Raw genomic sequence first — 14,884 nt, 5'->3', positions numbered from 1 at the left:
GGATGATAGAAGTGGTAAATGGGTTGAAATAAGAAAGTGAGGAAATGAAAATGAAAAAGCTATTAGGACTATTGATGGTTGCAGTTTTGATGGTGACGGTGTTGTCCGGTTGTACGCAATCCACAGCTAAAGAAGAAACAGAGCCTGAAAAGAGTGGGGTAGTCACCGATGAATTGGGACGGGAAGTCACCATTCATGAGAATCCCCAGCGGATACTCTGCCTGGTCTCTTCGGCCATGAATGCTGTGTATAACCTGGGCCTGGAGCCCATTGGCAAGGTGGAGGAATATAAGATTACCGAAGCGGGAATGGCTTTGCCATCGGTTGGCCAGTCGAAAACCGTTAATATGGAAGCGATATACGAGCTCAAACCGGACCTGATTATTGCCAGCAGTCGATTCCACGCTGCCCAACAGGAAGAACTGGAAAAATCCGGTGCTGTGGTTTATTTTTTTGATCCCGATGCAGTGGGTGACATTCCCGTTGTGGATATCACGGCTTACCTGGGTAAGGTTCTGAACCGTGAAGCAGAAGGCGAAGCCTATGTACAAAAAGTTATGGATGATGCGGCGGTCATTGCAGAAAAAGTGGCAGCAACCGGATTAACAACTGGTATTATGCTTCAAACGGGTGATACGGTTATGGCAGCACAGACGGCTACCTCCTATGGCTCCATGCTGACGTTAATGGGTCTCGAAAATGTGGTGCCGGAGAATTTGCCCAATGCCAAGAAATCTTCTTTTGTCGTCTTTGATGTCGAAGCGATTGCCACGGCTAATCCAGATGTAATTTATCTGGTGGCTCAGAGTAATGATCAGGAAGCCAATAAACAGATGAAACAAAGCTTTATGGAGGATCAAAAATGGGCTGAATTAAGCGCCGTAAAAAATAAAAATGTGGTCGTATTACCCTTTAAGGCCAATCCAAACCGGGCAACTCCGGAAGAAATGCTGACTTTGACGGCCAATGCGCTGCTGGAAAAAGCCCAATAAACTAAGGAGAAGTAAATGTTAGCGAAGGACAAACAGGTCTTGACACGGGGAAAAAAAATAGGGATTATTGTGGCGGCTTTTGCCGCCCTTCTTTTTGTCAGCATTTTAAGCATTGGGATGGGAACGGCTGATGCCTCGTTTCAGGAGATTATCGGTGCCATCACCGGCCGGGTTTCAAAAGGTGGTAATTATCACATTCTCCAAAATATCAGGATACCACGAATTGTGACGGGTGTTCTGGTGGGGATGAATCTGGCTGTTTCCGGGGTTCTGCTTCAGGGCGTGTTAAGAAATCCCATGGCATCACCCAATATCATTGGGGTTAATGCTGGCGCTGGACTGGCAGCGATTTCGATTATGGCCTTGTTTCCCCAGAGCATTCAACTGATTACCCCAGCTTCCTTTATCGGTGCATTGCTGGCCTCGTTGCTGATTTATTTTTTGGCTGCAAAAACCGGACAAAAGTCGTCAACGGTGCACATTGTATTGGCGGGGATGGCGGTGTCGGCGCTGTTAAATGCGGTAACCAACGGGATTATGATGATTAACAGCGATGTCCTGGATGTCACCTTTTCCTGGACACTGGGGAGTCTGTCCGGCAGAAGCTGGAGTGCGGTAAACATGATTCTTCCGTATAGTCTGGTGGGCTTAGTGATCGCAGTTTTTATCAGTCCGAAATTGAACCTTTTTGAACTGGGGGATGAAATTGCCAGTAGTATGGGTCTGCGAATTGGGCTGTATCGGGTGGTGATCATCATGGTGGCATCATTGCTGGCTGGCAGTGCCGTGGCCGCGGCTGGGACAATCGGTTTTGTGGGACTGATTGCACCGCATATCGGCCGGCTGATGATTGGCAGCGATCACCGTTTTCTGGTACCTCTTTCTGCTTTGTTGGGTGGTGTTTTGCTGGTTTTTTCCGATACTTTGGCGAGAACCGTGTTTCAGCCGGTGGAATTGTCCGTTGGGATTGTAACCGCTGTGTTGGGGGCGCCGTTTTTTTTATACCTGCTAAAAAATATGCAGCGAAAGGAAGGTTAAACCATGAAATTTGTAACGGTTTCCGGACCGCCGTCTTCCGGGAAAACATCGGTCTTGCTCGCGGTGATTGAAGAACTTTCAAGCCTGACGGTGGGCGTTTTGAAATTTGATTGCCTGTCCACCGGAGATGATCGGCTTTATGAACAAAAGGGGGCTCAGTGTCGGATTGGTCTTTCGGGCAGCATCTGTCCGGATCATTATTTTGTCAGTAATATTGAAGCCTGTATTCAGTGGGGAATCCGGCAGAAATTTGATTTGCTGATCAGTGAAAGTGCCGGGCTTTGTAATCGTTGCTCGCCCCATATTGAGGGGGTACTGTCAGTTTGTGTGATTGATAACCTGATGGGGATGAACACCCCACAGAAAATTGGACCGATGCTGAAGATGGCCGATATTGTCGTGGTGACCAAAGGCGATATTGTTTCTCAGGCGGAACGGGAAATCTTCAGTTTTAAAATTATCCAGGCTAACCCGACCGCAGAAATTCTGCAGATTAACGGAATTAGCGGTCAGGGTGCCGATCGTTTGTCTCGGCTGATTCAAAACGCTGCCGAGTGTGAATCGCTTTTTGATCAGCAACTACGGGCATCGATGCCTTCGGCGCTGTGTTCTTATTGCCTGGGACAGGTTAATATCGGCAATGATAAACAACTGGCAGATCATAAAAAAATGAAGCTGGATCCGGTTTCGGAGAGGGGCCAGTTTAAATGATGAAAGAGAATGGTTTACTCATTTCTGAGATGCTCCGGGAAAAACCCTACGTGATTGATTTTTTTAAGTTTAACGGACTGAAGCTGGTGGATGAAGCGATCACCATTGAAACGTTTATTGAGCGGCAGCCATATTCACTCTTTGAAGATATGGGCTTGGATAAAAAAAGATTGATTCGGGATTATTATGCATTTATAGAACGGATGGAAGCCATCCGATGTGGGGCATTGCTCCCGGTTGATTCCATGACGCTGTTGGGGGGCAAGGATAAAGACGGTTTGCCGGAAAGTGGCAGACTGGTGATGAAAAAAGGCGAAATTATCGGTATTGTCGGGCCTACCGGATCGGGAAAGAGCCGGCTTCTGGCTGACATTGAATGGTTGGCCCGGGGGGATACCCCGACCGGACGCCGGGTGTTGATCAACGGCGAAATCCCGCCAGAAAACTGGCGGACCTCCAGTGCCCATCGGCTGGTTGCTCAAATATCACAAAATATGAATTTTGTAATGGATCTTTCAGTACAAGAATTTCTAAGGCTTCATGCCGAGAGTCGGCTGATTGACAACCCGGATGAAAAAATAGCCGCTATTTTAAATGAAGCCAACCACTTATCAGGAGAGGCCTTTGATCCTTCGACGCCGTTGACGGCGCTCAGCGGGGGCCAGTCCCGAGCTTTGATGATTGCTGATGCAGCTTTGCTTTGCATCTCACCGATTGTTCTGATTGATGAAATTGAAAATGCTGGTATCGATAAGGTAAAAGCCTTAAAATTGTTAGCCAGCCGGGATAAGATTGTACTCATCGCCACGCATGATCCGTTACTGGCACTGAATGCAGATCAACGCATCGTTATAAAAAACGGCGGTATTTGTAAAACTATCTGGACATCATCGGAAGAAAAGGGGATTTGCAGCGAGTTAAAACAACTCGACGATCGGTTAAGTCAGTGCCGGGAACAATTACGAAAGGGTCAAAAAATTACATTTAATTAAGTATTGACTAAATCAGTTAGATAAGGTAAACTGATCTCATAAAGTCTGATTTTTAATTTTAGGAGGAAATTATTCTGAAAGAAACAGTATTACAGGCACTGAGTAATAGTGAAACAGTTTTAGTGTTGAACGCGTTGTTAAAAAAGAATTATTGTGTCAATGCCATTTCTCAGGAATTAAATATGCCGAAGGAAATTGCCTCAAAACATATCAAAGCCTTAGCAGATGCGGGGATTTTAATGTCGGAAAATAAAAATAATTTTATGCACTATCGGGTCAACCGTGAGGTGCTAACAGAATTATCCAGCGATCTTCGCGAGTTGAGCCAGATTAATGAAGAAAAATGTGACACTGAAGAAATCAACTGTCCGCAGAATGAAAAATCCCCCTGTGATGCCAAAGAAACTCAGGACTGTTCATCTGAACAAAAGATTATTTGTCACGGTCATCAATCATAAATAAAACGATGAGCTTGATTCTTTGGTCTGATTTAAATAAAGGATCATCGCGAAACCCGCTTAAAAGACGTAAAGCGCTTTTAAACGGGTTTTTTTGTTAGTATCCTCAGTTTTTAAATGACATAGGCATGCCACAGGTCTCAAACGTCCCCTTTGTCATGTTCTTATCATACCCCTTGATTTATTTATAAAGTCTAAAAATCCTCCGTATTACGCAACGTCAGAGTCAAGTGGAAATCAAAAAATGTTTTTTGTCCTTTTAGATTTGTAGAGTAAAATTGCACCCCAAATGCCACCCAGAAGCAAAACCTCAAAAACGCCCATAATGTGAATAATATGGGTAAGTGAAAAATTTTGTAATAATGAAATAAGGTGGTTTAGTCCCAAAAGCCAACAGAGAACAGTTGATTGAAAAGTCAGTATTTTCATATAGTCAATGTTTTCTTTTATAAGCGCAACAATAATTGCTGCAATGATGCCTATGTTCCATAAGGCTATTTCACGTTGCCAGTTGATACTGTTTTCCCAACTTGAAAATTGTCCACTTAAATTTGGCAAAAAAAATTGCCAGATGAATGCTCCGCCACAAGCAATAAGCATAAACATAAGATAAAATTTGTAGTGCTTAATGGTAATATTTGTTTTGGTCTGTTTCATAGTATCTCTCCTTATAACATGAAATATATTTCATGTTATAAGTATATACATCCTTGGCAGAGTTGTCAATCGAATATGAAAGAAGTTTCACAATTGTTGATTGCACCCAATTTTTATTATATAATATGCCTATTCTATTATGATTGGTGGGAGCAAAATGGCAAAGCAAGAAATCAGGGAACCAAAACAGAGGAGATCAATAGAAAAGAAACAAAGTATCATAAGAGCGAGTTATAAACTTTTTAGCGACAAAGGTTACTATAAAACGAATACAGTAGAAATTGCGCAAGAGGCTGGTGTTTCGACAGGGATTGTATACAGTTATTTTCAAGATAAAAAAGACATCCTCTTTGAAGTGATTAAGTTTTATATTTCTTCACTATCAGAGCAGTTTCAGCCCTTGTTAAATACTCCAATAAAAAAGGATCATATGCCCATCGTGATTGAAAAATTTATTGACATTTCCATTGCATCACACACGATGAATGCTGAAGCTCATAATGAGTTTTTTGCCCTTTCCCTGCTTGAGAAAGATATTTTTACTTTATTTAATGATTTTGAAAATTCCCTGTTATCAGAGCTTTATGAATTATTAGTGTCTGCGGGATTTTCTAAAATTAATCTGCTTGAAAAAGTGAGAATTAGCTATGGTATCGTGGAACAGGTGTGCCACGATTATATTTTGCAAAAACAGACGAGAGAAGAATTTGATATCGCAAAATTGCTTGCCATTGACATAATAGTAGCGTTATTAAATAATAAGATCTGAAATTTTAAAACCAGCGAGTTATTTTTTATTGCTTCGGGTTAAAAAAAATAAAGAAAAGTGCAATGCGTGTGGTAGGGGTAAGAGGTATGACCGATGAATGTCGATATGACAAATAATTCCAGAAAACGAATAAATGGCACAGAATGTATTCTTTGCTTCAATTGCATTGACGAATGTCCTTAAAAGGCTCTGCACAGATAGGGCATAATCAAGCCATAGTAATCAATTTGTCATAGGGAGCGATAAAAACAGGTTGCTTTTTATGAGAACTTAAATTAATTTGTATAATAGTGGGAGGCTTTAAAATGAATGCAGCAAAGAAGAAGCATAAACTCAGAAATAGGATACTAATCGGTTTATTGATCATACTGTTGTTAGCTGTTGGTGCGATTGGATTCGTGTTAAATAGGAATCTAAATAAAAACGCCTTGATTGCTTCCTTTGAAACACCACAGAATCAAACGGTATATCTATTAGGAACCGTTCATAAAACACACTTTAATAAATTCCTGGGATATTCAATGAAAGATATTACGAGTGCGATTGCGAATATAAAACCGGATTGTGTTCTAATTGAAGCCAGAGAAGCGATATATAATGAATACGGCGTCGTTGATGGACCGGTTGATATGACAGTTGTATATAGTTATTGCCTTGATAATGACATCAAAGTGGGAATGGTGGATTGGTGGGTGGTTGATAATGATTTTAAATCAAATTCAACCAATGATAAACGTGATGATAAGATATTCGAAAATATTAATCTCAAATTGAATGCTTTGCCACCTCAAACTACAATTCTGGTGGTCTGTGGTTCTGGACATTTTTATGAACAGTCGGAACGGTTTATTGCGAGTGGCTTTGCAAGAAAGACGATAACGAGTAAGTCTGATATTTTTATTAGTGATAAAGACGGATTTACCTATCCGGAAAGTTTAGAAGATGAGTGGGAAAAACGGGCTTTTTTCTACGCATATACACTGCCACAGATCATCGCAAGTGATCCTAATCTAAGTGATGAAATAAAGGGGCAGTTTACCGACGGAAATCACGACAATTTTTATAACAGCCAAATGGTTTTCTGCGAGTTGTTTAGAGATAACAAGCTTTATGAATAGAGCCCGTTGAGCTCAGCATTTTTCCCTTCGAAGCTGGCTCTTTTTTTTGTTCTTTTTGAATTCATCGATTTTCTGACTTTGGGAGATTTCATAAAACCCCAAGGGGTTGATTCCAATGACCATAATTTTACGGGCTGACTTTTACACAGCGCCACGTTTGACTATCGTCACTTGTCGGAACTCCGACACCTCCCTTGGCACGACATTATGAAACTGGCAGCATTCAACGCAACCCCCAAAATAAAGAGTTGTGTTGAGTACTGCGGAATGAGCGGTTTAAAACGATGTTGTGGCGCGGAAGACACTTGTAGATTGTTGAGCGAAGATTTGGCATCCTGCGAGATACAAAATGCTCTAACCGATGCAATAGACGAGTTGGAGATAATGAGGTTGCTGAATCATGAACTCTGCAGGTATCCTCATCGACCAGCGAGCGGGTTCCGGTCTGGTTCATAAATTTAGGCTCCACCAGAATTGCTTTTTCAGTCTTCCGGCTTGTTTCCGGGATTTCCAGGGTTGTGCTGCTTTCGACTATTTCAATTACCGTTTCCAGGTAGTCTTTCATGACCTTTGTGGCCTGTTTATGATCTTTCTGGCCAGGCGTTTCATCAACCGCTCTGGTGTTTTTTTGATCGTGTTGGCTTCCACATGGGTGGCATCAATTGTTAAGTCTTATTTTACACTAACATAGGAGGTTTTTTAAACTGTTCTGTATTATATTTATTCTTTAAATTGCCATGGCAATTTCATAGGCATCCCAAATAGCGCCCATTAGATTAGATACCTTTGATGCATCGCCAATTAAATGCACCTCTGCACCACAATCTTTTATTGTTTCATAGAATGATTTATCGCTAATGTAGCCAATACTTGTAATAATTGTGTCAGCATCTAATTCCACTGGGGCCCCATTTTCCTCAAACTGCACCCCTTTCGATGTGATTGCGGTAACCTTTGCATTAGTATGAATACCAATGTTATGAGATAATACAAGATTTTGAAGCATCGTTTTATTGGCAGCATTTAGGTCCTGTACCTGTAAAATGTCAGGCAGCATTTCAAGTATTTCTACCTGTTTTCCTTTATCTTTTGTTAGGCTATACCCGATTTCAACGCCAGTAAGCCCTCCGCCTATAACGACCACTTTATCACCGATTGGTTTAATCTCCAATAATGCTTCCACTGCGGTTATAACTTTTTCTGAACTTGCGCCATTTATGTTTAACTTTCTTGCAGTAGAACCTGTTGCTACAAAAATAGAATTTGGTTTAGCAGCTTTTATAGTGTTTTCATTTACTTCTGTGTTCATATGAACTGTTACACCAGTATCTTTAAGTTGTTTCACATACCATTGGATTAATTTTTTATCCTCTTCTTTAAAACTCATAGAAGAAGCAGGAATGAAAACACCGCCAAGATGATTTGTACGTTCATATAAATCTACTTTATGCCCTCTAAGTGCGCTAATTCTTGCGGCTTCCATACCGCTTATACCGCCACCGATGACCATAATATTTTTTTTGAGAACAGCAGGTTTAATTTCATATTTTCTTTCCATGCCAACTTGTGGATTAATTGCACATGAAGTATTCTTGCCAGCGAAAAACCGCTCCAAACATCCGGCATGACATCCTATGCAAGGTCTGATATCATCAACGTTTTCAGTTTGTACTTTATTTGGCCATTCAGGGTCAGCAAGGAGTGCTCGTCCAACAGAAATAGCATCGATACTTCCACTTGCGACAGCCTCGGCTGTTATTTCAGGATCATCCATTTTTCCTGCACATATAACAGGAATATTAACAAATTGTTTGATATATTGAGCATCTGCCAAGTTACAGGCTTTTGGCATATATACTGGCGGGTGTGCAAAATACCATGATTCATAGGTGCCATTGTCTGCATCTAAAGCATCATAACCAGCATCCTGAAGAATTTTGGCTATTTTAGCACTCTCTTCTAAATCACGGCCAAATTCTTCGAATTTTTCTCCAGGAAGGGCACCTTTATCAAGACCAAATCCTTTCATATAGCTTTTAACACTATATCTTATCAAAACAGGAAAATCGTTTCCGCATTTTTCCTTTATTGCCTGTACTGTTTCGGTAGCATAGCGAAGTCTGTTCTCTAAGCTTCCGCCATATTGGTCTGTGCGACGATTAGTACATTCCATAGAAAATTGATCCATTAAGTATCCTTCATGAAGCGCATGAACTTCTACCCCATCAAAGCCGGCCTGTTTTGCAACATAAGCACCATTAGCATAAGATTGGATAAGAAATTGAACTTCTTCTGTTGTTAATGCACGATGCATCATTTCAGGATGCCAAACATTTGGATTTTCCGAAGAAGAAATAGGGTCATTGTCTGTAAAGAAACCATTTTTTCGATTTCTACCAGCACCGTTTGCGATTTGAAGCACAATTTTAGCACCATACTTGTGTACTTCATCGGTAAGCTTTTTGGAAGCTGCTACATAAGAATCACCTGCAGTTGCCAAGGTAGCACGCATTGAGTCGAGTTTATTCTGGCATGCGATACCGGTTGTTACAATTAATCCGACGCCGCCCTTAGCGCGTGCAACGTATAAATCGACAGCATTTTGATTAAAACTTCCGTCAGGATTTTTTGAATGTAAACCCATTGGAGCCATCGCTATTCTGTTTTTTACTTTCATTGTGCCTATGCTCATAGGCTGAAATAATGCATCAATTTTACTTTTCATAAAAAACACCTCACTTTGATAAGTTAAAAATAATTTTGTTACCGCGGTATACATTGATTGTATACTGCGGTGTACGAGATGTCAATATTTTCGTAAATATAAAGTTAATATATTTTAATAAGTATGATAAAATTGCAAATATACATTGGAGGGACAACTATGATAGAAAATATAAAACATACAATTTTGGTTAAAGCGATTGAACTTTTTAAGAAAAATGGATTTGATAATGTAACGATTAACGAAATATGTGAGAGCTGCAATATTACAAAGAGGACATTTTATTATCATTATGATTCGAAGAAAACGCTACTTTTAGATTATTTTTCTTTAGTTGATGAAGAGATAGAAACTATTTTAAAGGATATCGATAATGAAATAACATGGCTTGATAAATGTTGGAAAGTGAAGCAAATACACATAAAAGGCATTGCAAATTTGAATACAGATATATTAAAAAATCTAATTAAAATTGATATGGAACAACAAAATTATATGTTCAACTTTAGGTTAAATGATTTTGATCCGAATTTGAAAAAATTGCGACAAATGGTTATTGAATATACGCGTAAAGCGCAAGAAACAGGGGAGCTTGATGCCGATACTTCAGCTGAAGATTTATCATATTGTTTTGCATCAGCATTTTTAGGATTAGCTGTAAACTGGAGTTCAACAGGAGGAAACTATGATCTGGTAGAAGCGGCAAAGAAATATTTCGATTTAATATATAAAAAAACTTCAATGACAAAATGATGATTAGGTTAATTGCATGGGAATAAGGAAATAAAAAACGTTAACATGTCGGTAGGTAGTGTTGGTTTAAATATAACGACTTAATTTGAACTGGCATACATCTATAAAAAAGTTCGGATATTATTTTCGGATCTTTTTCCAAGGAAATTCAACCAATGAGAAACGTGACGATAAAATATCTGAAAATATTAACCTCAAACTGAATGCTTGCCATCTGAAACAACAATTCTGATAGTCTGTGGTTCTGAACATTTTCATGAACAGTCAGAGTGGTTTATTGCGAATGGCTTTGTAAGAAAGACGTTAACCAATAAGTCTGATATTTCTGTTAGTGAAAAAGACAGATCTACCTATCCAGAAAGTTTGAAAGATGTGTTGTCGGAAAAACGGGCTTTTTTCTACGTGTATACACTGTTACAGATCATCGCAAATGATCCAAATCTAAGTGATGAAATCAAGTCACAGTTCACCGACGAAAATCACAACAATTATTATAACAGCCAGATGGTTTACTGCGAGTTGTTTAGAGGCAACAGACTTTATGAATGGAGTCCGTTTATATCGGCAGTGACTATGGCCGCTTAAAAGAAGTGATCGTCGGTGAAGCAAGTGGTGAAGCAAGTGGTTTTAATCCATCGCTTCAGGCGGCATGGCTTCAGGAAGCCTTAAAGGTCTTGCCAGCGGTTAAGTGGGTACGCAATGCCGCATCTGCCGCTGCTGGGTGACTATGTCAATGATGCACCGCTTTGATCTGGTTATGGTTTTATAGTGTTTTTGTTTGGGCTTTGCTATCAACGCAGCATTGATTCATAGCTTATCTTTTGAAACGAGCCATTCATCAAAATCCATGCAATCGCTGCCAACAGGACACCTAAGCCCAATAGAATCCAAATGTTTATAAGGATAATCCCAACAAATTGTCCAGCCACCAGAAAGATCACCGGCAAAACCAGAAGTGCGCTACGCTGCTGGGATTCTTCCATGGTTTGCGCCTTGGCAGAGCCACGCACAATCAACGTGATTGAGATTAGGGACACAGCAGGTGAAAGAAGTAATAAGACTACCAGCCAACTGATATTCGGTAACAGTAGGCTGCCTGTTGTCAGAAATATTTCAATCTGCGTTACAAGTGTCATAATGATAAAAGACAGGACGGAAACCAGTTCACTCATGATAAACGAAGAAAGTATTTTTGATCTAAATATTTGTTTTAGAGAAAGCGGGCAATAAAGAAGCGTTTCCAGTGTTCGCTTTTCTTTCTCACCTACGAAAGAACTTGCCGCCATAATCGATGCCGCCATAATGGGGATGATAATAAAAAAAACGGGCATAATGTTGTTTAAGAGAAGCGATATAATCGCAGTATTCATATTATCCGACTGAATGTTTGTCGGCAACATACGCAGCATGATGTCAAAGTCCGTCAAATCATTCGGCATAAAATGGAGCAGCATAATGAAAATTGAGGGTATAACAACCGTCAGCGCGATGGGAACACTTATCATTGCTACGAGCAACTGCTTGTTGGCAGTAATGCCTCGGATATCCTTTCTAATTAAAGCGGATTGCATTGTATTCATCTTAATTAACCTCCTTTTTCTCTTTCCGTTTCTCAATCAGAGAGAAGTATATTTCTTCCAACGACAATTTGTTTGCCGTCACTGAATAGACATTACCGCCAGCATTCACAATGCGCTTCACAATCGGTGGAATTTCCTCCTCCGTCTGCACATTGATTTCAGCCCACTGTCCTTCAGTTTGCCTAAGAGGTATTTCTTCCGGAAAACAGTTTGACTTAATATGAACGTTTAGCCCGGAGAAAACTCTGTTGCGCAAAGCATCAAGGCTGCCTACCGCCAACAGTGTTCCATCATCGATCAGCCCATATGAGGAGCAGATCTCCTGAGCATAACGTAGCTGATGCGTACATAAGAAAACGGTGGTTCCTTTGTCACTTGCCAATTCTCTGATCATATTGTTCACACTTTGCGCACTCTCCGGGTCTAAGCCGGAAGTAGGTTCATCCAAAAATAATATTTTTGGGGTATGGATCATTGCTCTTGCTAATGAAAGGCGTTGGCGCATCCCGGTAGAATAGGTAGTCAGCTTTTTGTCTTTAGCGGGAGTAAGATCCAATCGCTCTAGCAACGCGAGTGCTCGCTTTTGGCTTTCTTCTTTTGAGATTCCAAATAATGTACCATAAAACACAAGGTTTTCCAGCCCGGTCAGATTTCCATACATTTGCGCATGCTCCGTAACCACGCCGGAGATAGCATGAACTTTCTCTGGACTGGACGAGGGATCTATGCCAAAAACATGGCAGGAGCCTTTTGATGGTGATATCATGCCATTTAAAAGTTTGACAGAGGTGGTCTTACCAGCCCCATTGGGACCCAAAAACCCAAAAACTTCACCTTGGCTCAGTTCAAAGCTGACATTGTCCAACGCTTTTTTGTCGCCAGAGTATATCTTTGTAAGGCTTTCAGCAAAAATTGCCTTCATATATTTTCCTCCTTTTCACATTCGACAACAATTAATTTTATTGTCGATATGATTATATTATCATAATGATAATATAATGTCAATAACAAAGCTCCTTTTGCTACTTCGGCAACAAAAGGAGCTTTGAAAGACTTATTTACTATAATCTTCAGGTGGTGAAATAATCAAGCTCAAAGTTCGTAATTTTCGATTCGGCGTGAGCTGATTCTTATAAAGACTCTGAATGATTTTTCCGTATTCAGCGATTGTGAACGTTCACTTGCTGCTGTTGAATAGACTAGTTCTCCGTTCAACACGGATACTTATGCTTGTCAGTTTTTTTGAAAAAATTAACAAACGGTGATTATTTAATTATGCGTGCCATTGCGGCAATATCTTCAGAAGCCATTTCAAACTTTGACTTCTCGATGAGAATATTTTTGCCCGTCATAATATAAGATGGCATTACTCGAATATTCCCGTAGTAGATTTCGCTATTTCGTAGCTTGTAGGTTGGAATAGTCGGAATGACATTTTTCTTGGTTGCCTTCTTTGTTAACATGTTAAATGCTTTTTTTGCAACGTCGCCCATGAGCATAATTACTTTGATATTTGGAAATAAGGCAAGCTCTTTTTCCAAGTAGGGTAAGCTATTCACGATACTGCTTTTTTCAATCGTGTAATCTGATTTAGGTGTTTTGACTGCGTTTGTAATATAGACACCCATGTGTAAGATGTCTTGTATGTCTTTGACTTGCAATCCAGACTTTTGAAAAAGCGGTATCGTTGTTGTCAAGTAATCGGCATCAAGTTGTCCGTAAAAATCTTGAGAGGGGTCAGCAGGAACGACCTCGTTTATCATGATTGTCTTGATTTTTAAGGGATCAAGTGCTAAATCATTTAACTGGATATTTTCTGTAACGCCAACTGCTTTTTCTAATTCGGCTCTAATATTCATTTTTTAGACTCCTTTGTAACGATCTAATGGCGGTTTGTATTTTTCGATTATCTTTTTTCCTAGTGACTAAGGACGAAGAATAGGACGCCGCTATTTCTTCTCATTGTAACATAAATCGGAATGCCGGCACTGCTGATTGTGTCAATAGTATCGATAATTTCTTTCGGGGTGCACCGGTAAGCGTTTTGAAAGATAATATGGTATTGATTTTGGTGATCGTTCCGTTTAGGTCCTGCAGGCACTTGGACATATGCGTTTAAAAAAAAAGAACGTGAGTATCTGTTTACTGGTGATCTAGTTTATCAAGAAACGCTTTTACTGCCGCATTTGCCTGATCTGGCCGTTCAAGAGGCAGGATATGCCCGGCGTTCGGAAAGACTTCCAATTCAGCTTTTGTGCCACTGTCAATAACCAGTTTTACCGCTTTGTCAATCTCAAACTGCTTCACCAGAACACTGTCCGCTCCTCTTAGCCACAGAGTCGGACATTTAATCAATGGAAGCCTATCAAGAAGGGTCCACTTTAATCGGAAAGGCCCGATGCAGCTTAACTGCCAGTCGTCCATGTCATTTTCTCCATATTGATATTTACCCTTGGTCTCATCCTCGAGAATTGAAGTCAACCGGTCCGGATCAGTTGGTTTTGAACTGCCCACATAAATAGATTCCAGCAATTTTCTCATCGCTGCATGATCTTTCTTAATATACTTCCGGTTAAGCATCCTAAGCATACCCGGTATCTTTGTGTAAAGCCATACGATAAACTGTGAATCGATCTTTTCGCTCAATCCGCCCGGCTCGAACAGAACCAGTGATTTGACCTTATCCGGATGTAGCGCTGCATATTCAATGCTGAGGCTGCCACCCATGGAAAGACCGACAAGACTAAAGTCTTCAAGTCCTAACTGGTTAAATGTATTGTGCAGAATGTCCATCAGTCTAGTGCGATCCAGATAACCTTCCCACGGTCTTGATTTTCCATGTCGCGGCAAATCCAATGCGAATAGGTGATAATCCCTGCTTAAAAATGGAAACAGCTGATCCCAGATAAACCGTGATTCATCGTACATTGAACCATGCAACAGCACGACTAGAGGTCTTCCCTTTTCGCCTGCTTCATAGACCGACATTGGCCCACCACATACATTTAGATCATGATGCCTAAACCCCGGCACATTCTCAATACCGTTCGATATTTCTTTCGTTTCAATCGTGTTACTCATTTTGTTCACC

The 14,884-nt window shown here is 40.4% G+C and carries 16 protein-coding genes; 10 read left to right on the top strand and 6 right to left on the bottom strand.

The features are described 5' to 3' along the window. The first annotated feature begins 50 nt into the window (after positions 1 to 50). The 5 genes from ACIZ62_RS18490 (at position 51) to ACIZ62_RS18470 (ending at position 4,191) form a co-directional block, all read left to right on the top strand. Positions 51 to 992, top strand: coding sequence for an ABC transporter substrate-binding protein (locus tag ACIZ62_RS18490; protein WP_414150887.1), 942 nt, complete (start codon positions 51 to 53; stop codon positions 990 to 992). Positions 993 to 1,007: 15 nt separating this feature from the next. Beyond that, entirely contained in the window at positions 1,008 to 2,030 is a 1,023-nt protein-coding gene (locus ACIZ62_RS18485; RefSeq protein WP_414150886.1) for a FecCD family ABC transporter permease, read from the top strand. A gap of 3 nt (positions 2,031 to 2,033) precedes the next feature. Next, positions 2,034 to 2,741 (top strand): GTP-binding protein, encoded by a 708-nt coding sequence (locus ACIZ62_RS18480; RefSeq protein WP_414150885.1) that lies wholly within the window; start codon positions 2,034 to 2,036, stop codon positions 2,739 to 2,741. Beyond that, on the top strand, positions 2,738 to 3,733 hold the full coding sequence (locus ACIZ62_RS18475; RefSeq protein ID WP_414150884.1) for an ATP-binding cassette domain-containing protein: 996 nt from the start codon (positions 2,738 to 2,740) through the stop codon (positions 3,731 to 3,733). Before ACIZ62_RS18480 ends, ACIZ62_RS18475 begins: the two co-directional genes overlap by 4 nt. Before the next feature lie 122 nt (positions 3,734 to 3,855). Next, positions 3,856 to 4,191: an ArsR/SmtB family transcription factor gene (locus tag ACIZ62_RS18470; protein WP_414150883.1), complete on the top strand. Its 336-nt coding sequence runs from the start codon at positions 3,856 to 3,858 to the stop codon at positions 4,189 to 4,191. A 237-nt stretch (positions 4,192 to 4,428) separates the two neighbouring features. Here the strand turns inward: ACIZ62_RS18470 and ACIZ62_RS18465 are convergent, their stop codons facing one another. Continuing rightward, complete coding sequence (locus tag ACIZ62_RS18465; protein ID WP_414150882.1) at positions 4,429 to 4,848, bottom strand: hypothetical protein; 420 nt, start codon at positions 4,846 to 4,848, stop codon at positions 4,429 to 4,431. Positions 4,849 to 5,005: 157 nt separating this feature from the next. On the opposite strand from ACIZ62_RS18465, the gene ACIZ62_RS18460 reads away from it, so the two are divergent. The 3 genes from ACIZ62_RS18460 (at position 5,006) to ACIZ62_RS18450 (ending at position 7,426) form a co-directional block, all read left to right on the top strand. Then, the gene (locus ACIZ62_RS18460) at positions 5,006 to 5,617 is read left to right on the top strand and encodes a TetR/AcrR family transcriptional regulator (protein ID WP_414150881.1); all 612 of its coding nucleotides are present in this window, start codon (positions 5,006 to 5,008) and stop codon (positions 5,615 to 5,617) included. A 305-nt stretch (positions 5,618 to 5,922) separates the two neighbouring features. After that, entirely contained in the window at positions 5,923 to 6,735 is an 813-nt protein-coding gene (locus tag ACIZ62_RS18455) for a hypothetical protein (RefSeq protein WP_414150880.1), read from the top strand. 400 nt (positions 6,736 to 7,135) lie between these two features. Next, positions 7,136 to 7,426 carry a hypothetical protein gene (locus ACIZ62_RS18450; protein ID WP_414150879.1) on the top strand — a complete coding sequence of 97 codons (291 nt, stop codon included), beginning with the start codon at positions 7,136 to 7,138 and terminating at the stop codon, positions 7,424 to 7,426. A gap of 36 nt (positions 7,427 to 7,462) precedes the next feature. Here the strand turns inward: ACIZ62_RS18450 and ACIZ62_RS18445 are convergent, their stop codons facing one another. Then, positions 7,463 to 9,460 (bottom strand): FAD-dependent oxidoreductase, encoded by a 1,998-nt coding sequence (locus ACIZ62_RS18445; protein WP_414150878.1) that lies wholly within the window; start codon positions 9,458 to 9,460, stop codon positions 7,463 to 7,465. A gap of 159 nt (positions 9,461 to 9,619) precedes the next feature. On the opposite strand from ACIZ62_RS18445, the gene ACIZ62_RS18440 reads away from it, so the two are divergent. After that, entirely contained in the window at positions 9,620 to 10,213 is a 594-nt protein-coding gene (locus ACIZ62_RS18440; protein WP_414150877.1) for a TetR/AcrR family transcriptional regulator, read from the top strand. Between the two features lie 545 nt (positions 10,214 to 10,758). Beyond that, positions 10,759 to 10,938: a hypothetical protein gene (locus ACIZ62_RS18435; protein WP_414150876.1), complete on the top strand. Its 180-nt coding sequence runs from the start codon at positions 10,759 to 10,761 to the stop codon at positions 10,936 to 10,938. A 66-nt stretch (positions 10,939 to 11,004) separates the two neighbouring features. On the opposite strand, the gene ACIZ62_RS18430 is transcribed toward ACIZ62_RS18435, so the two are convergent. The 4 genes from ACIZ62_RS18430 to ACIZ62_RS18415 all read right to left on the bottom strand — a co-directional run bounded on the left by ACIZ62_RS18430 (position 11,005) and on the right by ACIZ62_RS18415 (position 14,874). Beyond that, positions 11,005 to 11,793, bottom strand: coding sequence for an ABC transporter permease (locus tag ACIZ62_RS18430; RefSeq protein ID WP_414150875.1), 789 nt, complete (start codon positions 11,791 to 11,793; stop codon positions 11,005 to 11,007). Between the two features lies 1 nt (position 11,794). Then, positions 11,795 to 12,715 (bottom strand): ABC transporter ATP-binding protein, encoded by a 921-nt coding sequence (locus ACIZ62_RS18425; protein ID WP_414150874.1) that lies wholly within the window; start codon positions 12,713 to 12,715, stop codon positions 11,795 to 11,797. A gap of 343 nt (positions 12,716 to 13,058) precedes the next feature. Next, positions 13,059 to 13,652: a uracil-DNA glycosylase family protein gene (locus tag ACIZ62_RS18420; RefSeq protein WP_414150873.1), complete on the bottom strand. Its 594-nt coding sequence runs from the start codon at positions 13,650 to 13,652 to the stop codon at positions 13,059 to 13,061. 283 nt (positions 13,653 to 13,935) lie between these two features. Continuing rightward, a complete protein-coding gene (locus ACIZ62_RS18415; protein WP_414150872.1) occupies positions 13,936 to 14,874 on the bottom strand; it encodes an alpha/beta fold hydrolase in 939 nt (312 codons plus the stop codon). Between the last annotated feature and the right edge of the window lie 10 nt (positions 14,875 to 14,884).

The organism is Acetobacterium carbinolicum (assembly GCF_047456275.1).
GTDB lineage: Bacteria > Bacillota > Clostridia > Eubacteriales > Eubacteriaceae > Acetobacterium > Acetobacterium carbinolicum.
The sequence above is the reverse complement of the archived record's forward strand: the minus strand, read 5'-3'. Positions and strand labels throughout refer to the sequence as shown.

Bases quoted from the DNA above. Each gene is read 5' to 3' on its own strand.
- ACIZ62_RS18490 (WP_414150887.1), top strand. From the start codon at position 51: ATGAAAAAGCTATTAGGACTATTGATGGTTGCAGTTTTGATGGTGACG.
- ACIZ62_RS18485 (WP_414150886.1), top strand. From the start codon at position 1,008: ATGTTAGCGAAGGACAAACAGGTCTTGACACGGGGAAAAAAAATAGGG.
- ACIZ62_RS18480 (WP_414150885.1), top strand. From the start codon at position 2,034: ATGAAATTTGTAACGGTTTCCGGACCGCCGTCTTCCGGGAAAACATCG.
- ACIZ62_RS18475 (WP_414150884.1), top strand. From the start codon at position 2,738: ATGATGAAAGAGAATGGTTTACTCATTTCTGAGATGCTCCGGGAAAAA.
- ACIZ62_RS18465 (WP_414150882.1), bottom strand. From the start codon at position 4,848: ATGAAACAGACCAAAACAAATATTACCATTAAGCACTACAAATTTTAT.
- ACIZ62_RS18460 (WP_414150881.1), top strand. From the start codon at position 5,006: ATGGCAAAGCAAGAAATCAGGGAACCAAAACAGAGGAGATCAATAGAA.
- ACIZ62_RS18455 (WP_414150880.1), top strand. From the start codon at position 5,923: ATGAATGCAGCAAAGAAGAAGCATAAACTCAGAAATAGGATACTAATC.
- ACIZ62_RS18450 (WP_414150879.1), top strand. From the start codon at position 7,136: ATGAACTCTGCAGGTATCCTCATCGACCAGCGAGCGGGTTCCGGTCTG.
- ACIZ62_RS18445 (WP_414150878.1), bottom strand. From the start codon at position 9,460: ATGAAAAGTAAAATTGATGCATTATTTCAGCCTATGAGCATAGGCACA.
- ACIZ62_RS18440 (WP_414150877.1), top strand. From the start codon at position 9,620: ATGATAGAAAATATAAAACATACAATTTTGGTTAAAGCGATTGAACTT.
- ACIZ62_RS18435 (WP_414150876.1), top strand. From the start codon at position 10,759: ATGGAGTCCGTTTATATCGGCAGTGACTATGGCCGCTTAAAAGAAGTG.
- ACIZ62_RS18430 (WP_414150875.1), bottom strand. From the start codon at position 11,793: ATGAATACAATGCAATCCGCTTTAATTAGAAAGGATATCCGAGGCATT.
- ACIZ62_RS18425 (WP_414150874.1), bottom strand. From the start codon at position 12,715: ATGAAGGCAATTTTTGCTGAAAGCCTTACAAAGATATACTCTGGCGAC.
- ACIZ62_RS18420 (WP_414150873.1), bottom strand. From the start codon at position 13,652: ATGAATATTAGAGCCGAATTAGAAAAAGCAGTTGGCGTTACAGAAAAT.
- ACIZ62_RS18415 (WP_414150872.1), bottom strand. From the start codon at position 14,874: ATGAGTAACACGATTGAAACGAAAGAAATATCGAACGGTATTGAGAAT.